Genomic DNA, 17,261 nt, shown 5'->3' with positions numbered 1-17,261 from the left:
GCGAGTCCCCGTCGAGACAAGTCCCCGCCGAGATCAGTCAGACCCTGCGCGCCGCCGATGACGCGTGGCGTCTGACTGATCTTGCCCGCGGCCGGGTGGGCCGGCTGTCGCCCACCTTGATTCGCCAGTCCGACTCGCCAGCTCTGAGGAGGAACCTCGATGAGATTCAGGCGCCGTGTGTCCCTGCTGCTCTTACCCGTGTTGTCCGCCGGCGTCGCCCTGACCGCGTGTGGTGACAGCGGCGGCAAGAACACGACCTTCACGCCGGCGTCGGCCGCCCCCATCGTGGCGGTGGCCGGCTGCGAGAACGGCTGGACCAACCCGACCGACCTTTCCGCCGGCCGCAAGCCGGCGCGCTGCGCGGCGAACGCGCCGGCGCCGGACCCGCTGCCAACCAAGACCAAGATCGTCATCACCGCGGCGACGCCGAAGGCGGAGTTCATCGCGCCGATCCGGTGGGCGATCGACAAGGGCGAGTTCGCCAAGGAGAACCTGGACGTCGAGCTGCGCCAGGTGCCGGCGGCCGACGGCCTCAACCTGCTCGCGCAGGGGCAGACCGACGTCATGGTCGGGTCGCCCGACGGCGCCTTCTTCAACGCGGTCAACCAGGGGTTTGGGATCCGCTGGGTGATGGGCAACTTCTCGGCGCCGGCCGCGAGCAGGACCGGCGTCTGGGCACGCGACGTGGACGGCCGGCCGGCGACCTTCGCGGACCTGAAGGGCAAGACGTTCGCGAGCGTCCTGGGCAGCGGCAGCCCGGTGATGTACCCGATCGTCCAGCAGGCCGAGAAGGCGGGCCTCGCCTTCAGTGACCTGAAGTTCAAGACGCTGCCCGCGGCCGACCTGGTGACCGCGCTGCAGAACGGCGGGATCGACGCCGCCTGGGTTCTCGACCCGCTGTGGATCCAGCTGGTCGGCAAGCCAGGGCTGACCTACCTGGGTGGGCAGCCGCCCGGCGAGCCGCTCGGCGGCGTGCTGTTCGGCCCGAACGTCCTCGGCGACAAGCGCGCCGCGGGCGTCGCGTTCACCCGCGCGGTGGTCCGGACGATCAACACGGCGTTCGCCGGCGACTACAAGTCGGACCCGACCTTCGTGGACGACCTCGCCAAGGTGGTCGAGCTGCCGGCCAGCCAGCTCACGGCGACGCCCTCGCTCACGACGGACTGGGAGATCCGCTCGGGCACGTCGACCCGGCTGCAGGATGCGATGATCAAGAGCGGTGCGCTCAGCTACAAGGCGCCCCTGGACGAGTCCAAGGTCGTCGACCGGTCGTTCTACGAGGCGGCCGTCGGTCACAAGGCATAGAAGTCGAAATCGCCTCCCAGGCATAGAAACCGCCTCCCGGCATAGAAACCGCCTCCGCCATCCGGTCCGGTGGGCTCGCCGAGCTCACCGGACCGGCATCCGGCCCCGCGCCCCCGGGCCGCTGGCCCGCCCCGCTGGCGGTGCCTGGCCCGGTCGGGCTGGTCATCGAAGAAAGGTGAGGCCTCGATGGCGACGTCGAATCCGACCCTGCGGGTGGTTGGACTCCTTGACGTGCTGATCCGCTATCCGCACCGAGGATTTGGCCTTTCCGAGCTCGCGCGCGAGGTCGGCATCAGCAAGGGAACCTGCCTGGCGATCGCCGACACCCTCGTCGAGCACGGCTTCCTCGTCCAGCACGCGAAGACGCGCGCCTACCGGCTCGGCCCGGCGCTGATCACCGCGGGCCAGGCGGTTCTCAGCGGTTTCGTCGACCTGCGGCCCGCACTCGGGGCGCTGGCCCGGGTGACCGCCGAGTTCGACGTCTCGTGCTCGGTGCTCGCGGTCGACAACGACCAGCTCGTCGTCCTGGAACGCGTCGGCAACCCCGACCCGACCTACGGCCTGAGCCAGGTCGGCGCCCGGATGCCGTTCGCGCCGCCGTGGGGGGCGCCGTTCGTCGCCTGGGGCCGGCCGACGGACATCGACGGCTGGCTGGACCGGAGTCTCGTTCCCTTGTCGGAGGAGACCAGGAGTGCGCTGCGCCGGGCGCTGCAGGCCGGTCGCCGCCTCGGTTTCATCGCCACCAGGGAGATCCCGCCGACTCATCCTGCGGCCGTCGACCTTCATCGCATCCGAGCCACCGCGGGAGCCGTGGACCTCGCCGCGCTACGCCGGCTCGCCGCCGCCCGCCTGTCCGAGATCGGCTATTTCATCGACGATCTGGACGCGGCGGCGACATACCAGGTGAACCACATCGCGGTCCCGCTCATCGGCCCGGACGGCCGGGTCGTCGCGAGTCTGCTTGCCACGATGTTCGGCCGGCACGTCACCGGCGAGGAGGTCCAGCGCATCGGAACCCGCCTGATCGACGTCGCCGCCGACGTCGTCGCCCGCGTCTCGCATCACCGAACAGCGCCGGAACATTTCTGAACGCACCGCGCTGGTGGCTCAGCCATCATTCGAGTAGGGAGATCGTCGCGACCGTGTTGCTGTCGTCGTGGATGTGGCGAAATCGCGACGCTGGCAACACGGTGGCGACGATCAACGGCCGGGCGGCGACGAGAACCGTATGAGCCGCTGCCCCGCTGGGGCCGGACGCGCCTCGACAGCGCGGGCCGCCAGAGCTATTCCTCCTCCGAAGTGCCCGGGTGGTGGTAGAAGAGCGGCTCGCGGCCGGCGGGCTGGTGGGGTTGTTCGGTGGGGGCGATGGGCGAGATCGGGAAAGTGGCCGGGGTGTCCGGTTCCAGGCGGAATGGCTCGCCGTGGTGGGTGAGGGTGATCGCCTCACCGTCCTCGATGGAGTAGGTCGCCGACGCGCGGTGAACCTCGACGCGCAGGTGGCGGCCGCGCACGCAGAGGCCGAAGGACAACCGGGAAAGGCCCTCGGACAGGCGCGGGGCGAAGCTGAGGACGTCGCCCTGGTCCCGCAGGCCGCCGAACCCCTCGACCAGGACTATCCAGGTGCCCGCCAGCGAGGCTATGTGCAGGCCGTCGGACGTGTTGTGCTCGATGTCGTGCAGGTCCATCAGCGCTGCCTCGCGCAGGTAGGCGTGCGCGAGCGCCAGATGCCCGCACTCCGCCGCGAGCACGCCCTGCACGCTGGCGGACAGCGACGAGTCCCGAACGGTCAGCGCCTCGTAGTAGGCGAAGTTGCGCAGCTTCTCCTCACGGGTGAACGCGTCGCCGCGCCGCTGCATCGCCAGCACCAGGTCCGCCTGCTTGACGACCTGCTTGCGGTACAGGTCGAAATACGGGAAGTGCAGCAGCAAGGGGTACTGGTCCTGCGCGGTGTTCTGGAAGTTCCAGATCTCGTGGCCGGTGAATCCGTCCGACTGTGGGTGGACGCCCAGGTGGTGGTCGTACGGGATGTACATGTCCTCGGCGGCGTCCCGCCAGGAGGCGGTCTCCTCGGCGTCGACGCCGAACTCGTACGCCCGGTCGGGGTGCCGTTTTGCCGCGTCCGCCGCCGCGCGCAGGTTCCGCTGCGCCATCAGGTTCGTGTAGACGTTGTTGTCCGCGATCGCCGAGTACTCGTCGGGCCCGGTCACCCCGTCGATCCGGAATCGGCCGTCGAGGTCGTGGTGGCCGAGCGAACGCCATAGCCGGGCGGTCTCGACCAGCAGCTCCAGCCCGACGGAATTCTCGAAGTCGTAGTCCTCGGTGACGTTGACGTAGCGGATGGCGGCGTCGGCGATGTCGGCGTTGACGTGGAAGGCGGCGGTGCCGGCCGGCCAGTACCCGGAGCACTCCTCCCCGTTGATGGTGCGCCACGGGAAGCAAGCACCGCGCAGGTTGAGCTGCTGGGCGCGTTCCTGCGCCAGCTTCAGGGTGGAGTGCCGCCAGCGCAGCGCGTCGGCCGCGGCCGACGGCTGCGTGTAGGTCAGCACCGGCAGCACGTAGCTTTCGGTGTCCCAGAACGCATGACCGTCATAACCCGGCCCCGTCAGCCCCTTCGCCGAGATAGCGCGGCGTTCGGAGCGCGCGCCGGCCTGTAGCACGTGGAACAGCGCGAACCGGACGGCCTGCTGAACCTCGGGGTCGCCCTCCACCTCCACGTCCGAGCGCCGCCAGAACTCGGCCAGGTAGGCGCGTTGCTCGTCGAGCAGGCCATCCCAACCGGTCTCCTTCGCCGCGACGAGCGCCGCCGCGGCCTGGTCACGCATGGCCGGCAGCGACCGCTGCTGCGACCAGCCATACGCCAAGAACTTGATGATCCGCAGCTTCTGCCCGGGTTTCAACAGGCCGGTGACGGTCACCCGCCCCGAGTTCGGCTCGCTCTCCGAGAGCACGCCCAACGCGCCTGGACCGTCGATGACGTGATCCATCGCCACGGCGACGCGGAGCTTGCTGTGCTGGGTGATGTGCACCAGCTCGACGGAGCAGTCCCGGGCGAAGTGCAGCTCCGGCATCAGCGGGGACTCGAGCACCGCGGCGGCCCGTGGGTCGCCTGTGCGTATCGGGAGCGTCTCGTTGGCCACCARCTCGGACTGGACGACCACCCGCGGAGCGTCGGTGATCGACTCGACCTCGTAGCAGATCGCCGCGATCGCTCGCTGGGAGAACGAGACCAGCCGTCGCGAGACCACCCGCACCACCTGGCCTGCGGGTGACTCCCACTCGGCCTCGCGAACCAGCACCCCGTCGCGGAAGTCGATGGAACGCCGGTGCGAGCGCAGCTCGCCGTAACGGACGTCGAGCGGCTCATCGTCGACCATCAGCCGGATCAGTTTGCCGTTGGTGACGTTGATGACCGTCTGTCCCGACTCGGGATAGCCGTAGCCGGCCTCCGCGTACGGCAGCGGGCGCAACTCGTGCACCGAGTTCAGGTAGGTACCGGGCAGGCCGTGCGGCTCGCCTTCGTCGAGGTTGGCGCGCAGGCCGATGTGGCCGTTGGAGAGCGCGAACAACGACTCGGCGCGCGCGGGGTCGTCCATGTTGAGGCCGGTCTCGCGCAGGCCCCACGGGTCGACCGTGTAGCGGGCTTCCCCGCTCATCGACCGTGCCCGGCCCGCGGCTTGGCCTCACCTCGGGCGCGGCCACCCGCCGCACCCGCCGCACCCRCCGTGCCTGGCGCACCCGCCGCGCCTGGCGTCGGCGGTGGGTAGGCGTCGGCGAGCAGGTCGCCCAGGTCGGTGACCACCACGTCGGCGCCATGCGCCCGCAGCGCGTCCGCGTGCCCGTGCCCGATCCGGTCGAGTCCGACGACGTAGCCGAAGCCGCCGGCCCGTCCGGCCGCGACGCCGGCCTCCGCGTCCTCGAAGACCGCCGCCCGCTCGGGCGGCACGCCCAGCTCCCGCGCCGCGGCGAGGAACGTGTCCGGAGCCGGCTTGCCGGCGAGCCCGCGCTGCGCGATGGTCTCGCCGTCGACGCGCACCTGGAGCAGGTCGGCGAGCCCGGCGGCCCGCGCCACCTCGCCGGCGTTCGCGCTGGACGAGACGAGCGCCCGCGCCTTCCCCGCGCTGGCGCAGGCCTCCAGGTAGGGCCTTGACCCCGGGTATGGCTGGACGCCATCATCGGCGATCTTGTTCAGGACGAGGATGTTCTTGCGGTTCCCCAGGGCGTGGACCGTAAGGGCGGACGGCGGATCGCCATCGGTGCCCTCGGGCAGATGGATGTCGCGGGAAGCCAGGAACGAGCGGACGCCGTCGAGCCTTGGCAGCCCGTCCACGTACCGCTCGTAGTCCCCCTCGATGTCGAACGGCTTCTCCGGGTCGCCGGACCGCGAGGCCCAGTTCTCCAGGAAGCCGTCGAACATCTCCTTCCAGGCCCGTGCGTGGACCTCCGCCGTGCTCGTGAGCACGCCGTCGAGGTCGAAGAGGCACGCATCGATGTGGGCCGGTAGTCCAAGCGTGGCTTCGGCACCGGCCCCGGCTTCGCGGCGCCGCAGCCGCGCGAACGGCAAACGCATGCCTGCCGTCTACCCCGCCGGCGCGGGTCACTACCACGTCAATCCGGACGAACCTGGCCCGCGACGGCGGGCTCACCCGCGCCGGGTGGCTACGAGCGGGCGCCGCGGGGCAGGCGGCGCGCGGCAGGCGGTTTGCGCGGGGCGGTAGTTTGCAGGACGTGTTGTTGTCCGACCGGGACATCCGGGCCGAGATCACCTCCGGACGCGTGTGCCTCGATCCCTACGACCCTGGCCTGATCCAGCCGAGCAGCATCGATCTGCGCCTCGACCGGGCGTTCCGGGTATTCCAGAACCATCGGTACAGCCACATCGATCCGGCTGTCGAGCAGGAGGACCTGACCGAGCTCGTCGCCCCCGAGGGGGATGAGCCGTTCGTGCTGCACCCGGGCGAGTTCGTGCTCGGCTCCACCCTCGAGGTCATCACGCTGCCGGATGACCTGGCAGGCAGGCTCGAGGGCAAGTCCAGCCTTGGCCGGCTTGGCCTGCTCACCCACTCGACGGCCGGCTTCATCGATCCCGGCTTCTCCGGCCACGTCACGTTGGAGCTCTCCAACGTCGCGACGCTGCCGATCAAGCTCTGGCCCGGCATGAAGATCGGTCAGCTCTGCCTGTTCCGCCTCTCGTCCCCGGCCGAGCATCCCTACGGCGCCGCCGTCTACGGCTCCCGCTACCAGGGCCAGCGCGGCCCGACCCCGTCCCGCGCCTACCGCGACTTCACCCGCGCCCCGGTCCCCCCGGTGGTTCCGCCGGTCAACGGACAGGCCTGAACCGCGGCGACGAGAACCGCGGCGACGAGAGCGGTCGCCGACTGGTTTCAAATTATTGGTAAAGAGTCGGTCGGGCACCCGACAGCGGTCTTTGTGGTGGAATTTATGTCGGGTTTCTAACCTTCTTTTCCATGACCACAAGGAACGAAATCGAACCCCGCCGGAATGGACGGCGCGTTCTCCGGGCGGCCCTGGCCGCGACCGCGACGGTGGCGCTCGTCACGGCGCTGGCCGCGTGCGGGAACGGCGACTCGTCGGACCCGGCGAGCGTTGGCGACGGCGCCACGACCGCGTCGGCGCCCGCTGCGCCGCCGCTGCGCCCCGCCGACTATGTCCTCGTCGCCGGGCCCGCGACCAGCGGCTACTCGATGGAGGACAACACCGACACCACCGAGAGTTCCGTCTTCGAGGACCCGGTACCCAGCTGCATGCACCTGTCCAGCTCCGATCTGGGACCGGCGTCCACCGACCACGCCAACGGCCCGGTCTTCAACGACGACGACGAGGGCACCTCGATCCAGTCCGGCGCACGGGTGTTCGCGAGCGCGGACACGGTCGCGGCGCACCGCGCGCTCACCCAGCGCCCGGACTTTCCCGGCTGCGTGGCCGAGGCGATCGTCAGCCAGCTGTCCAACAGGGACAGGGAGAAGACGACCGTGACGGTCCAGAGCGCTCAGGCCGGCACGCCGCCGACCGGCTCCACTGCCCTGACGCGGCTCGACCTCGCGGTCAGCTCCGACGGCCAGAACATTGATGTCAACGTCGACCTGGTCAGCATCTTCACCGGTCGCGTCGAGTCCGTGATTCTCATCGTCAGCCCGGCGGGACCGATCGACGACAGCGAGCTGAACGGCCTGACCGGCCAGGTGGTGGCCACACTCGCCAAGCAGTGACGTGACCGACCGGCCTGACCGACCGGCCTGACCGACCGGCCTGACCGACCGGCCTGAACCCGACTCTGGCAATCGGCCACCAGCCCCGGCCCGGCAGCGCCGCTCTCGAATCGGAGGATCGGAGCGTGCGGCGGCGTTCAGACACCCGCGCTGAATTCCGCGCCCGGGCCGGGGGCATTCGGGAGGCGTGTCGCGTTGGTGGTTCTTTCCTGGCGTGGTGGGTGCGCGGGATGCTTGCGGTGTGGGTGGTCAGGCGGGAACGCGAGGTGGCGCCGCTGGTGGCCCGTTCCTGGCTGACGCGATGGTCGGGCGGGGGCGGGAGATCGCGGCGCTGCGGGGGTGGCTCGACCAGACACGGAGCGGGGTCGGGCGGTTGGTGCTGTGCGGGGGCGACGCGGGGATCGGGAAGACGAGGCTGGCGCGGGAACTGGCCGGGATGGCGTTGGCCGGTGGGTGCGCGGTCGCGTGGGGGCGTTGCTCCGAGGTGGAGGGTGCGCCCGCGTTCTGGCCGTGGCGGCAGGCGCTGCGGTCGCTCGGTGTCGACCCCGACAGCGTGCTGGGACGAGGCGAGGCCCAGTCGCCTGAGGACCGGTTCCCGGTGTTCGACGGCTTGGCCGACGTGGTGGGCGCCGTCGCCTCTCGGAATGGCCTGACCGTCGTCCTCGACGACATCCACCGGGCCGACGAGCCGTCGCTGCTGGTCCTGCGCCATCTCGCCGATCAGGTGGCCGATGTGCCTCTGATCGTTTTCGCCGCATTTCGTGACCGCGAACCTTCCGGCGTCCTGGCCCGGGTGCTGCCCGACCTGTTGCGTTCACCGGCCGCCGTGCGACTGGACCTGCGGGGTTTCGACCTGGCGGAGGTCCGCGAGCAACTACGGCGCATGACGGAATCGGCGGCCTCGGAGTTGCCAGCGGATTCGCCCGCCCGAGACGGCGAGTCCGCTGGTGACGTCGGGGATCTCGCGTCCGCCGGCGCGGAGGCGACAGCGCGGTTGGTGCTAGGCGTCACCGCCGGTAATCCCCTGTTCGTCCGGGAGATCGGGCGGGCGGTGGCCGACGGGACCTGGCGGCCCGACCGGCCGCCGCGCAGTGTGCTCGACGTCGTCGGTGCCCGGCTTGAACGGGTCGGGCCGGACTGTCGCCGGCTGGTGCAGGCCGCCGCCATCATCGGCCGGCGGTTCGGGATCGCGCTCGTCGCGGCGGTGCTCGGCGAGCCTGTCGAGGAGTGCCTCACCCTGGCCGACGAGGCGGCCGAGCACGGCCTGCTCGATCGGCTGAACTCCGGTGAGTTCCAGTTCGCGCACGCACTGACCAGGGACGCCGTCGAGGCCTCGCTCGCCGGTGCCGCGGTCACCGTGCTGCACCGCGCGGTCGCCACCGTCCTCGCGGACCGGTTCGCGGACGACCTCTCCGAACACCTCGCGGACATCGCGCGGCACTGGGCGCACCTCGCGCCTCTTGGCGTGACCGAGGCGGCCACGGCGCGGGCCTGGTCGGCGCGCGCCGCCGAGGAGGCGGTTCGCCGCCTCGCCTACGAGGAGGGCGCGCGGCTGTACCGGGCCGCGCTCACGTTCGACCAAGGCTCGGTGACCGACGCCGAAAGGTGCCGGCTGCTGGTCGCGCTTGGTCGGGCCGCCTACTTCGCCGGCGATCTGGCAGGCTGCGTGGACGCCGCGGTGCGCGCGGCCGAGGCAGGGCGGGCGGCCGGCAACCCTGAGCTGGTAGCCGAGGCCGCGCTGGTGCTCGAGGCCGCGCCGGGGCAGGGCGTCAACGCGGTCGCCGACCAGTTGTGCGAGGAGGCCCTCGCCGGCCTGGGTTCCGCCGGTGAGCATTCGAACGCCTCGCCGCCAGCCGGTCTTGCGGGTTCGGGTGGCCGGGTGGTCGCGGATGGGTTGGCCCAGGACACGGCGCGCCGGAGAATAGCGCTGCGCGCCCGACTGGTGGCACAGCGTGCCCATTTGGCGTTCTACGGCGGGGAGCAGGAGCGGTTGGCGAGCCAGAGCGCCGAGGCGCTCGCGCTTGCCCGCGCGTCTGGTGACGACCATGCGCTGGGCGAAGCCCTGCGCGCCAGGCAGGAGGCCTGTCCCGGCCCGGCCGGCCGGGCCGAGCGGCTGGAACTGGCGACCGAGATGCTGGACCTCGCTCGGCGGACGGCTGGCCCGCAGGAGGAGCCTCGAAGTCGACGTAGCCGATCAGACGGCTACCCGGGCGCCAGAGCGGCCATGTGGGGCGAGCTGTGGCGGATCGAGGCACTGGTCGAGAGCGGCCGGATCCCGGCGGCGGCCGAGGAGCTCGCGGGGTTGCGGGTGGCGGTCGAACGGGTTGGCGGGCCGGTCAGCGCCTGGCACCTAGACCGGGCGACCGCGTGCGTCGCCCAGGCACAGGGGCGCTACGCCGAGGCACGAGCGGCCGGGCGGCGTGGGTTCGACCGGATGCGGGTGATCGAGCCCGCTCCGGCCGGCGGCGCCTACCTGGCGCTCACCTGCGCGCTCGCCTGCCATCTGGGTGTCGGCGCCGGTGCTGACGCCGAGATGTTCCTGCGGCAGACGTTTGAGTCACCACCGCGCTTCCGGACGATGGCTCCGCTGACCCGGGCGGTCATGCACGTCGCCGCCGGACGGCTGGACGAGGCGGCGGCGACGTACCAGCTGGCTGGGCCGCGCGACTCGTGGTCGCTGCCGGCGTTCTTCGTCGTACCCGGGCACGTGTACGCCGTGCTCGTGGTCGCTGCCCTCGTCACCGCCGGGCTCGGCCGGCCCGACGAGCTCACCGACCTGCTCGACCGGCTCTCGGTATTCCGCGGCGAGCACGCGGTCGGCGGCGGGGTCGCGTACATGGGGCCGACGGAGCTGACGCTGGGGCGCGGCGCGCTCGCCCTCGGCCGGCTCGGCCAGGCCGTCGACGACCTGGCCGCCGCGGCCGAGAGCGCTGGCCGAGCCGGCGCGCCGGGCTTCGCGGCCGAGGCGCGCTACCACCTGGCGACCGCGTTGGTGGCCCGTTCCGCGCCCGGTGACCGGGACCTGGCCGTCGTCGCCGCCCGCGACGCGCGTCGAGTCGCCCGGGCACTCGGCATGACGGCGTACACCGACCGCGCCGCGGCGCTCGTCGTCGAACTCGACGGCGCCGCCGAGCTCGCCGGCGCCGCCGAGCTCGCCGCCGCGCGGACCCCGGGGCTCGGTGACGCCGCGCTCAGCCCGCGGGAGGACGAGGTCGCCCGGCTGGTCGCGCAGGGCCTGACCAATCGCCAGATCGCGGCGCGGCTCGTCATCTCCGAGCGCACCGCGCAGAACCACGTCCAGCACATCCTCACCAAGCTCGGTTTCAGCGCGCGCAGCCAGATCGCCGCCTGGGTCGTGCGTGCCTCCGGCTGACGGCCGCCGTGGTGGCGGATGAGTATGCGCGGTGAGTAGTTCGGCGGATGGCGTGCCGGCCGCGGCCTCCTAACGTTCCCTTCGTCGTCGGCCCCGGCTTCGGGGCCGCCAGGCGAAAGGGAACCTGGAGGAAGAGAAATGCAGTGGATCACGGTCGCCGTTCCGCCCTTCGGCACGGTCGAGCAGGCCGACGCGGTGTTCGCCCAGCAGGAACCGCCGCCTGACGGGCTCGTGGCGCGCTACGTCGGCACGGCCGACGGCAAGCTGCGCATCGTCGCCCTGTGGGAGTCCAAGGCGCACGCCGAGCGTTTCTTTGCCACGTCGCTCGGCCCCGCGCTGGCCCGCGCCCTGGGCCCCGAACCCGCCGGCATGCCCGAGGTCATCGGCTTCGATGTCGTCCGGTCCTACCTCCGAGAGCCGGTCGCCTGACCTGTATCGGCTGACGGCCCGGCCGCGCCAGGCTTCGCCATCGCCGCGCCGGCCACGGCCCGCCGCTCACTCTGACCGCTCACCCGGCCTGACGGGGTGCCCGCTCGGGCTGGCCGGGCGCTGGGGTTCGGTCCGATGCGGGCCGGCTCCAGCGACTGCTCTCCAGATCCGCCGCAATGAGATGAGGCGACCATGTGCATGGACCCGGCGGTCACGGACCCGAGTCTTTACCGGTTGATATTTGAGAACGACCGCGTCCGTGTCCTGGAGTACCGGGACGTTCCGGGCGACAGGACCAACCCGCACCGTCACCCGGACAGCGTGATGGTCACGCTCAGCGCCTTCCGCCGCCGGGTCAGYGTCGGCGGCCGCGCGGTCGAGGTCGATCTCCCCGCCGGCCAGGCCCGCTGGCTCGACGCCCAGGAGCACAGCGGCGAGAACATCGGCGACACCGACACTCACTCGATCTTCGTCGAGCTGAAGGAGCCGCGCGCCGTCGCTCTCGCCACCGCCACCGACCCTTTGGGCCCCAGCGCCGGCTGACCGGCCGTCGCACCGCCCGGCGACCGTTGCCCGTACCGGGCCCGGCCGTTTCGGCCGCGGCTCCAGGCTGAACATTCGCGATCGACGACCGTGCATATCCCGACGGGAAGGAAAATCCTGTGAACAGGATGGCGAGCAGGCGGGTGGGGCTGCGTGGGCGGATGGCCGTCGGCGTCGCGGTAGTCGTCGCCGCCACCGGGCTCACCCTGGTGTCGGCGCCACCCGCGTCGGCCGCCTGGCTCTCCAACTATGAAGGACTGGCGGACTTCAACGGCGACGGCTGCCAGGACATCGTGTGGAGAATCCACTCGGACTCGCCCCATCCCCAAGAGGGCCAGTTGTGGTTGGACGTCGGCAGCTGTACCCGCGATGGTGATGGTTTTGGCGGAAGGTATCAGATTGGTAGCGGGTGGGACGGATACACCATTGCCGGGTTTGGGGACTGGGACAGCGACGGCTACCTGGACGTCGTGGCCAGAGACCCGAACGGTGACCTGTGGCTGTACCCCTGTGAAGGCGCCCGCGGATTCACTCAGCCACGGGTGCAGATCGGTGACGGGTGGAACGGGTACACCTTCGCCGGGGTCGCGGACTGGGACCGTGACGGCAATCAGGACATCGTGGCCAAAGACTACTGGGGTTACCTTTGGCTGTACCCCGGTGACAGCGTCCGCGGGTACAGCAGCCAGCGGAGGATGCAGATCGGTAACGGGTGGAACGGGTACACCTTCGCCGGGGTCGCGGACTGGGACAGCGACGGCAACCAGGACATCGTGGCCAGAGACAGGAACGGTTACCTGTGGCTGTACCCGGGCGAGGGCGTCCGCGGGTACAGCAGCCAGCAGAGGGTGCTGATCGGTAACGGGTGGAACGGGTACACCTTCGTCGGAATCGGGGACTGGGACCGCGACCTCCACCAGGACATCGTGGCCAGAGACTTCAACAGTGAGCCGGTCCATTACCTGTGGCTGTACCCGGGTGAGGGCGTCCGCGGGTACAGCGGTCAGCCGCGGGTGCGGCTCAATTGGTACTGACGGCGCGACGTCAGCTGCCCGCGGTCCAGCCGCCGTCGACGACGAGGTAGGAGCCGGTCATGTAGGAGGCGTCGTCGGAGGCCAGGAACGCGGCGACGGCAGCGACCTCGTCCGGATGGCCGGGGCGGTTCATCGCGGACCTCGAGGCCGCGTGCCGCGCGAGATCCGGAAACTTCTCCTCGCCCATGAGGGTCATACCGGTGGGATAGATGAAGCCGGGGCAGATCGCGTTGACCCGGACGTTCTGCTGACCCCACTCGCGGGCGGCGGTCCGGGTCAACGAGAGGATCGCGGCCTTGCTGGCGCCATAGGCACCCGAGGTTGGCGATGCTGCCAAGGCGCCGACTGAAGACCAGTTGATGACGGAGCCTCCGCCGCCCGCGACCATCGCGGGGATCGCGTACTTCATGCCCAGAAAGATGCTCTTGAGGTTGATGGTCAGCAGGCGGTCGAAGTCGTCCTCGTCGACGTCCGGGATCAGCGCCTGCGCCACCCCGGCGACCCCGACGACGTTGCACATGATGTCCAGCCGGCCGAACCGCTCCGTCGCCTCGCGGACGAGCGCCTCGACGTCCGCCGACCGGGTGACGTCCACCTGGAACGGCACGATCGCGTCCGACTCGGCGGCGGTCTCCTTCTCCGCTCCGCTGAGATCGGCGGCGATGACCGTCGCGCCCTCGCTGGCCAGCCGTAACGCCGTCGACTTGCCCTGTCCGATCCCAGCGCCGGTGACAATCGCGACCTTGCCCGCGAGACGCTCCATGATCTTCCCTTCGTCGGCCGCCTGTGGCCTGGCAGCCTATGTGGGTGAGCGTTCGCTTTCAACGAACTGCCGAGGTCAACGAACGACCGAGGCCAGGGACGCGTCGCCTGCCGGCGCACGCCGAGCTACCGCCTGGCGGGCTACCGCGTGCCCGGCTATGCGTCCGGCGCGGCGTACACCCGGGCCCCGGCGACGAACGTCTGCAGCACCCGGGTGTTGCCGATGTCGGTTGGCGGGCCGGCGAACGGATCCCGGTCCAGCACGACGAGGTCCGCGTCCTTGCCGACGGAGACCGTGCCCGTGACGTCGTCGAGGTGGTTCACCCACGCCGACCCTGACGTGTAGGCGGCCAGCGCGCTCGCCAGGTCGAGGCGCTGCTCCGGCAGGAAGACCTCGTGCTCGAAGGCCTCGTGCTCGCCACCCGGCGCGACCTCGCTCGGTGAGGGAGTCCGGTTGACGGCCACGTGGATCGCGGCGAGCGGGTTGGGCGTCGAGACCGGCCAGTCACTGCCGGCCACCAGCACCGCCCCGGTCTCCTGAAGCCGCCGGAACGGGTACTGCCACGAGCCCCGCTCGGGGCCGAGGAAGGGCAGGTTCAGCTCGATCATCTGCGCCTCCAGCACCGCCCACAGGAACTGCAGGTTCGCCGCGACCCCGAGCCGTCCGAACCGCGGGACGTCATCGGGATGGACGACCTGCAGATGGGCGATGTGATGACGCAGATCGCCACGGCCGTTCGCGGTGATCGCCGCCGCCACCGCGTCGAGGCAGTCACGGACGGCCCGGTCGCCGATGGCGTGAAAATGCGTCTGGAAGCCCGCGGCGTCGAGCGCTGGAACGGCTTCGAGCAGCAGCTCGCGGGGGAAGAACGTGATGCCGTCGCCCTTGCCGCCGTTGCTGTCTCCGCCTGCACCGTCGTTGCCGCGTTTGYCGCATCCGCAGGGCGACAGGTAAGGGTCCAACATCGCCGCGGTGAAGTTCTCCRGTATGCCGTCCTGCATGATCTTCACGCTGGTCGCGCGGAACCGGCCGTGGGTGAAGGTCTCACGCCGGTGGCGTAGATCGTCGAGCTGTTCGACGCCCCGGTCGCGCTCGAACCACAGCGACCCGATCACCCGCGCGGTGAGCTGGCCCGACGTCGCGCACGCGAGGTATGCCGGTGCGGGGTCGTCCGCGTTGCCGTAGGTCCCGACGATGGCGTCCTGCCAGGCGGTGACGCCGAACGAGTGCAGATACTCCTGCCCCCGCAGCAGCGCCCGGGCCATCGTCTCGGCGGTCACCGGCGGCAGCAGCCCGTTGACCAGGGAGATCGCGCCTTCGTGCAGCGTCCCGGTCGGCGCCCCGTTCGCGTCGCGCTCGATCCGCCCGTCGGCCGGGTCGGGTGTGCGCGTGTCGACGCCCGCGAGTTCGAGCGCCCGCGAGTTCACCCACGCCCCATGGCCATCCCGGTTCATCAGCATCACGGGCCGGTCCGGCACGACCGCGTCGAGATCCGCCGCGAGCGGAGTGCCACCGGGGAACGCGGGCATGCTCCAGCCACTGCCGACGATCCACGCGGCGTCGGCGTGGATCCGGGCATATTCGGCGACCAGGGCCAGATAGCCGGCCCGGTCGGTCGCGGACCGCAGGTCGCACCGCAACAGGTCGAGCCCGCCCCATACCGGGTGCACGTGGGCGTCCTGGAACCCCGGAACGAGCAGCTTCCCCGAAAGGTCGACGACCTCCGTCGACGGCCCGACCAGCGCCTCGGCACCGCGCCCGACGGCAACGATCCGCCCCCCGCGCACCGCCACCGCGTGCGTACGCGTGCGGGCCGCGTCGGCGGTGAACACCGGCCCACCGGTGAAGACCAGTTCCGCGTCGGTCATCGGTTGTCCCCACCCTCGGCACCCTCGTTGGCGCAGCGGCGATCGCAATGCCGCTCCAGCACGACAGGATGACACCCTCATCCTGGCCGCGGCGACCCCCGCGGGCCCCCCACCTGCCGAGATACCGCGCCGGTATTGCCCCGGTGTCCCTGGTGCCGGGCCAGGCCGGCGGGCGGACCCCGCGAGGCGGCCGGGTGCTGCCGTCGGTGATGACGAGGACGACCGGGCATTGCGGCCGCCAGACCGAGCGCGCGGGACCGTGGATTTCGGCCCGCTCCGCGCCCCTTGGTCAATATCATCGAGATGGTGGCTGGGTCTCGCCGCGAGTGCTGGACCGCAAGTACCAGACCGCGAGTGCCCAGACCGCAAATACCAGACCGCGAGTGCCCAGACCGCAAATACCTGGACGGCGGAGGTGAAACGTGGCTCGCCGCATGTCGCACGAACGAAGCGTCTTACTGGCCGAGCGGGCGCTGGGTACACAGGGAGATTCACCCCGATGGCGCGTGTGGTCGGCCATGGCGCGGCTCCGGCGGGCTATCAGGCGCCGAGACGACGCGGCGCTCGGCGCCGTGGTCCTCATCGGCCGGTCGAACGAGCGGGCATTCACGAAGGCCCGCGACCTGCTTGCCGCGGCGGCAGGTGATCCACGCATCTCGGTCTGGCTCGCGTATGGCTTGCGAAAGGGCTCGAGGCACGAGGATCTCCCGCTTTTCGCCTCGGTGCTGACGAGCCCCGCGAAGGGACCCGTGGAGGGCGTTCCGCCCGTGCACCTCACCAAGATCCTTACCGTCGACGAGTCGCGGTTCCCTCGGCGGGAACGCTATCGCTTCTTTGAGGTGTACAACGGCCTGCCGAGAATGCTGGTCGACCTGCTGACGCAGGACGCGACTCCACCGGCCGAGATCGCGACGTTTCTTCGGGAGACCGACAACCGGGCGGTCCTGAACGCGCTCGCCCGCGCCTGGACGGCCGGCGTCTCCTGGCAGGAGCCGTCCGAGGTGTTGACGCCTGTAGTCATGGCCAACGACCATCTCCCGCGGGGTGGGCCGCAGCCCGAACCGGGCGACATCTTGATTGCGATCATCAAAGGTCGTGACGATGTCGTCGAGGAACTTCTCCGGTCCGACCGCACGGCCGGGGATGCTGTAGAGACCCTGCTCGACGGTCTGTCCGCCTCTGGCGCGCTGTCTGACAGCTGCTGGCGAATTCTGCATGGATTGGAATCCGGCGCCGCGTTGGATTCTCTCCGTGCCAAGCTTTTGAGGGGTCCGCGGAGAAGTAACAAGACTACTCGCCTGATCATGGAAATGGGCTTCTTTCGCCCAAGCGAGGCGTATTTGCTGCTCGATCTCTTTCAGCACGGCGATCTCGACCTCGTCGCGTCCGTGGACCCTGGAGGTGTGAACCTCCGCGCGGCATACCATTCGGTTTCTCTGGACTGGCAGACGAGTATCCGAGATTTCGTGAAATGGCTCGTCGCTGAACTGGCGAAGCCTGTCGAGGCGCGGTCCACCGCCGGCGCTCCACGCGTCAACGCGTTCCCCGCCGATCTTTCCATCAGCCCGCAGGCGCGCCAGGTCGTCGACGGGCTGAGCGCCGTCATCGCGGCGGACGACGCCGATTGGCGACGGCGGGTCGCGGACCGGGAGGAGAGGCGACGGTCCGCGGCCTCCCGGTCCTCCTATGACGTGCCGTCGTGCGGGTGACCGGGCGGTC

General features: G+C 70.7%; 13 protein-coding genes. 9 read left to right on the top strand and 4 right to left on the bottom strand.

Translation table 11 applies throughout. The features are described 5' to 3' along the window. The first annotated feature begins 159 nt into the window (after positions 1–159). Positions 160–1,305 (top strand): ABC transporter substrate-binding protein, encoded by a 1,146-nt coding sequence (locus BCD49_RS06695; protein ID WP_007511017.1) that lies wholly within the window; start codon positions 160–162, stop codon positions 1,303–1,305. 186 nt (positions 1,306–1,491) lie between these two features. Further along, positions 1,492–2,394 carry an IclR family transcriptional regulator gene (locus BCD49_RS06690; RefSeq protein WP_007511016.1) on the top strand — a complete coding sequence of 301 codons (903 nt, stop codon included), beginning with the start codon at positions 1,492–1,494 and terminating at the stop codon, positions 2,392–2,394. 194 nt (positions 2,395–2,588) lie between these two features. Here the strand turns inward: BCD49_RS06690 and BCD49_RS06685 are convergent, their stop codons facing one another. Both BCD49_RS06685 and BCD49_RS06680 read right to left on the bottom strand, forming a co-directional pair. Then, on the bottom strand, positions 2,589–4,958 hold the full coding sequence (locus tag BCD49_RS06685; RefSeq protein ID WP_007511015.1) for a glycoside hydrolase family 65 protein: 2,370 nt from the start codon (positions 4,956–4,958) through the stop codon (positions 2,589–2,591). Further along, complete coding sequence (locus tag BCD49_RS06680; protein WP_071041279.1) at positions 4,955–5,872, bottom strand: beta-phosphoglucomutase family hydrolase; 918 nt, start codon at positions 5,870–5,872, stop codon at positions 4,955–4,957. Before BCD49_RS06680 ends, BCD49_RS06685 begins: the two co-directional genes overlap by 4 nt. Positions 5,873–6,030: 158 nt before the next feature. Between BCD49_RS06680 and dcd the strand changes: the two genes are divergently transcribed. The 6 genes from dcd (at position 6,031) to BCD49_RS06650 (ending at position 12,911) form a co-directional block, all read left to right on the top strand. After that, positions 6,031–6,639, top strand: coding sequence for a dCTP deaminase (dcd, locus tag BCD49_RS06675; protein ID WP_027140345.1), 609 nt, complete (start codon positions 6,031–6,033; stop codon positions 6,637–6,639). Positions 6,640–6,770: 131 nt separating this feature from the next. Beyond that, positions 6,771–7,532 (top strand): hypothetical protein, encoded by a 762-nt coding sequence (locus BCD49_RS06670; RefSeq protein ID WP_007511010.1) that lies wholly within the window; start codon positions 6,771–6,773, stop codon positions 7,530–7,532. 301 nt (positions 7,533–7,833) lie between these two features. Next, positions 7,834–10,905 carry a helix-turn-helix transcriptional regulator gene (locus BCD49_RS06665; protein WP_007511009.1) on the top strand — a complete coding sequence of 1,024 codons (3,072 nt, stop codon included), beginning with the start codon at positions 7,834–7,836 and terminating at the stop codon, positions 10,903–10,905. A 138-nt stretch (positions 10,906–11,043) separates the two neighbouring features. Then, complete coding sequence (locus tag BCD49_RS06660; protein ID WP_007511008.1) at positions 11,044–11,334, top strand: hypothetical protein; 291 nt, start codon at positions 11,044–11,046, stop codon at positions 11,332–11,334. 192 nt (positions 11,335–11,526) lie between these two features. Further along, a complete protein-coding gene (locus BCD49_RS06655) occupies positions 11,527–11,877 on the top strand; it encodes a cupin domain-containing protein (protein ID WP_007511007.1) in 351 nt (116 codons plus the stop codon). A gap of 161 nt (positions 11,878–12,038) precedes the next feature. Further along, on the top strand, positions 12,039–12,911 hold the full coding sequence (locus tag BCD49_RS06650; protein ID WP_027140346.1) for an FG-GAP repeat domain-containing protein: 873 nt from the start codon (positions 12,039–12,041) through the stop codon (positions 12,909–12,911). 10 nt (positions 12,912–12,921) lie between these two features. On the opposite strand, the gene BCD49_RS06645 is transcribed toward BCD49_RS06650, so the two are convergent. Further along, positions 12,922–13,674, bottom strand: coding sequence for an SDR family NAD(P)-dependent oxidoreductase (locus tag BCD49_RS06645; protein ID WP_007511005.1), 753 nt, complete (start codon positions 13,672–13,674; stop codon positions 12,922–12,924). Positions 13,675–13,829: 155 nt separating this feature from the next. Next, on the bottom strand, positions 13,830–15,542 hold the full coding sequence (locus tag BCD49_RS06640) for an amidohydrolase (RefSeq protein WP_071041278.1): 1,713 nt from the start codon (positions 15,540–15,542) through the stop codon (positions 13,830–13,832). A gap of 434 nt (positions 15,543–15,976) precedes the next feature. On the opposite strand from BCD49_RS06640, the gene BCD49_RS06635 reads away from it, so the two are divergent. Next, complete coding sequence (locus BCD49_RS06635) at positions 15,977–17,251, top strand: hypothetical protein (RefSeq protein ID WP_157845186.1); 1,275 nt, start codon at positions 15,977–15,979, stop codon at positions 17,249–17,251. The last annotated feature ends 10 nt before the right edge of the window (positions 17,252–17,261 follow it).

Source organism: Pseudofrankia sp. EUN1h (assembly GCF_001854645.1).
GTDB classification, from domain to species: Bacteria; Actinomycetota; Actinomycetes; order Frankiales; family Frankiaceae; genus Pseudofrankia; species Pseudofrankia saprophytica.
The sequence above is the reverse complement of the archived record's forward strand: the minus strand, read 5'-3'. Positions and strand labels throughout refer to the sequence as shown.

Excerpts from the sequence above, each read along its gene's own strand:
- BCD49_RS06670 (WP_007511010.1), top strand. The coding sequence starts at position 6,771 with ATGACCACAAGGAACGAAATCGAACCCCGCCGGAATGGACGGCGCGTT.
- BCD49_RS06695 (WP_007511017.1), top strand. The coding sequence starts at position 160 with ATGAGATTCAGGCGCCGTGTGTCCCTGCTGCTCTTACCCGTGTTGTCC.
- BCD49_RS06635 (WP_157845186.1), top strand. The coding sequence starts at position 15,977 with ATGTCGCACGAACGAAGCGTCTTACTGGCCGAGCGGGCGCTGGGTACA.
- BCD49_RS06665 (WP_007511009.1), top strand. The coding sequence starts at position 7,834 with ATGGTCGGGCGGGGGCGGGAGATCGCGGCGCTGCGGGGGTGGCTCGAC.
- BCD49_RS06650 (WP_027140346.1), top strand. The coding sequence starts at position 12,039 with ATGGCCGTCGGCGTCGCGGTAGTCGTCGCCGCCACCGGGCTCACCCTG.
- BCD49_RS06645 (WP_007511005.1), bottom strand. The coding sequence starts at position 13,674 with ATGGAGCGTCTCGCGGGCAAGGTCGCGATTGTCACCGGCGCTGGGATC.
- BCD49_RS06660 (WP_007511008.1), top strand. The coding sequence starts at position 11,044 with ATGCAGTGGATCACGGTCGCCGTTCCGCCCTTCGGCACGGTCGAGCAG.
- BCD49_RS06690 (WP_007511016.1), top strand. The coding sequence starts at position 1,492 with ATGGCGACGTCGAATCCGACCCTGCGGGTGGTTGGACTCCTTGACGTG.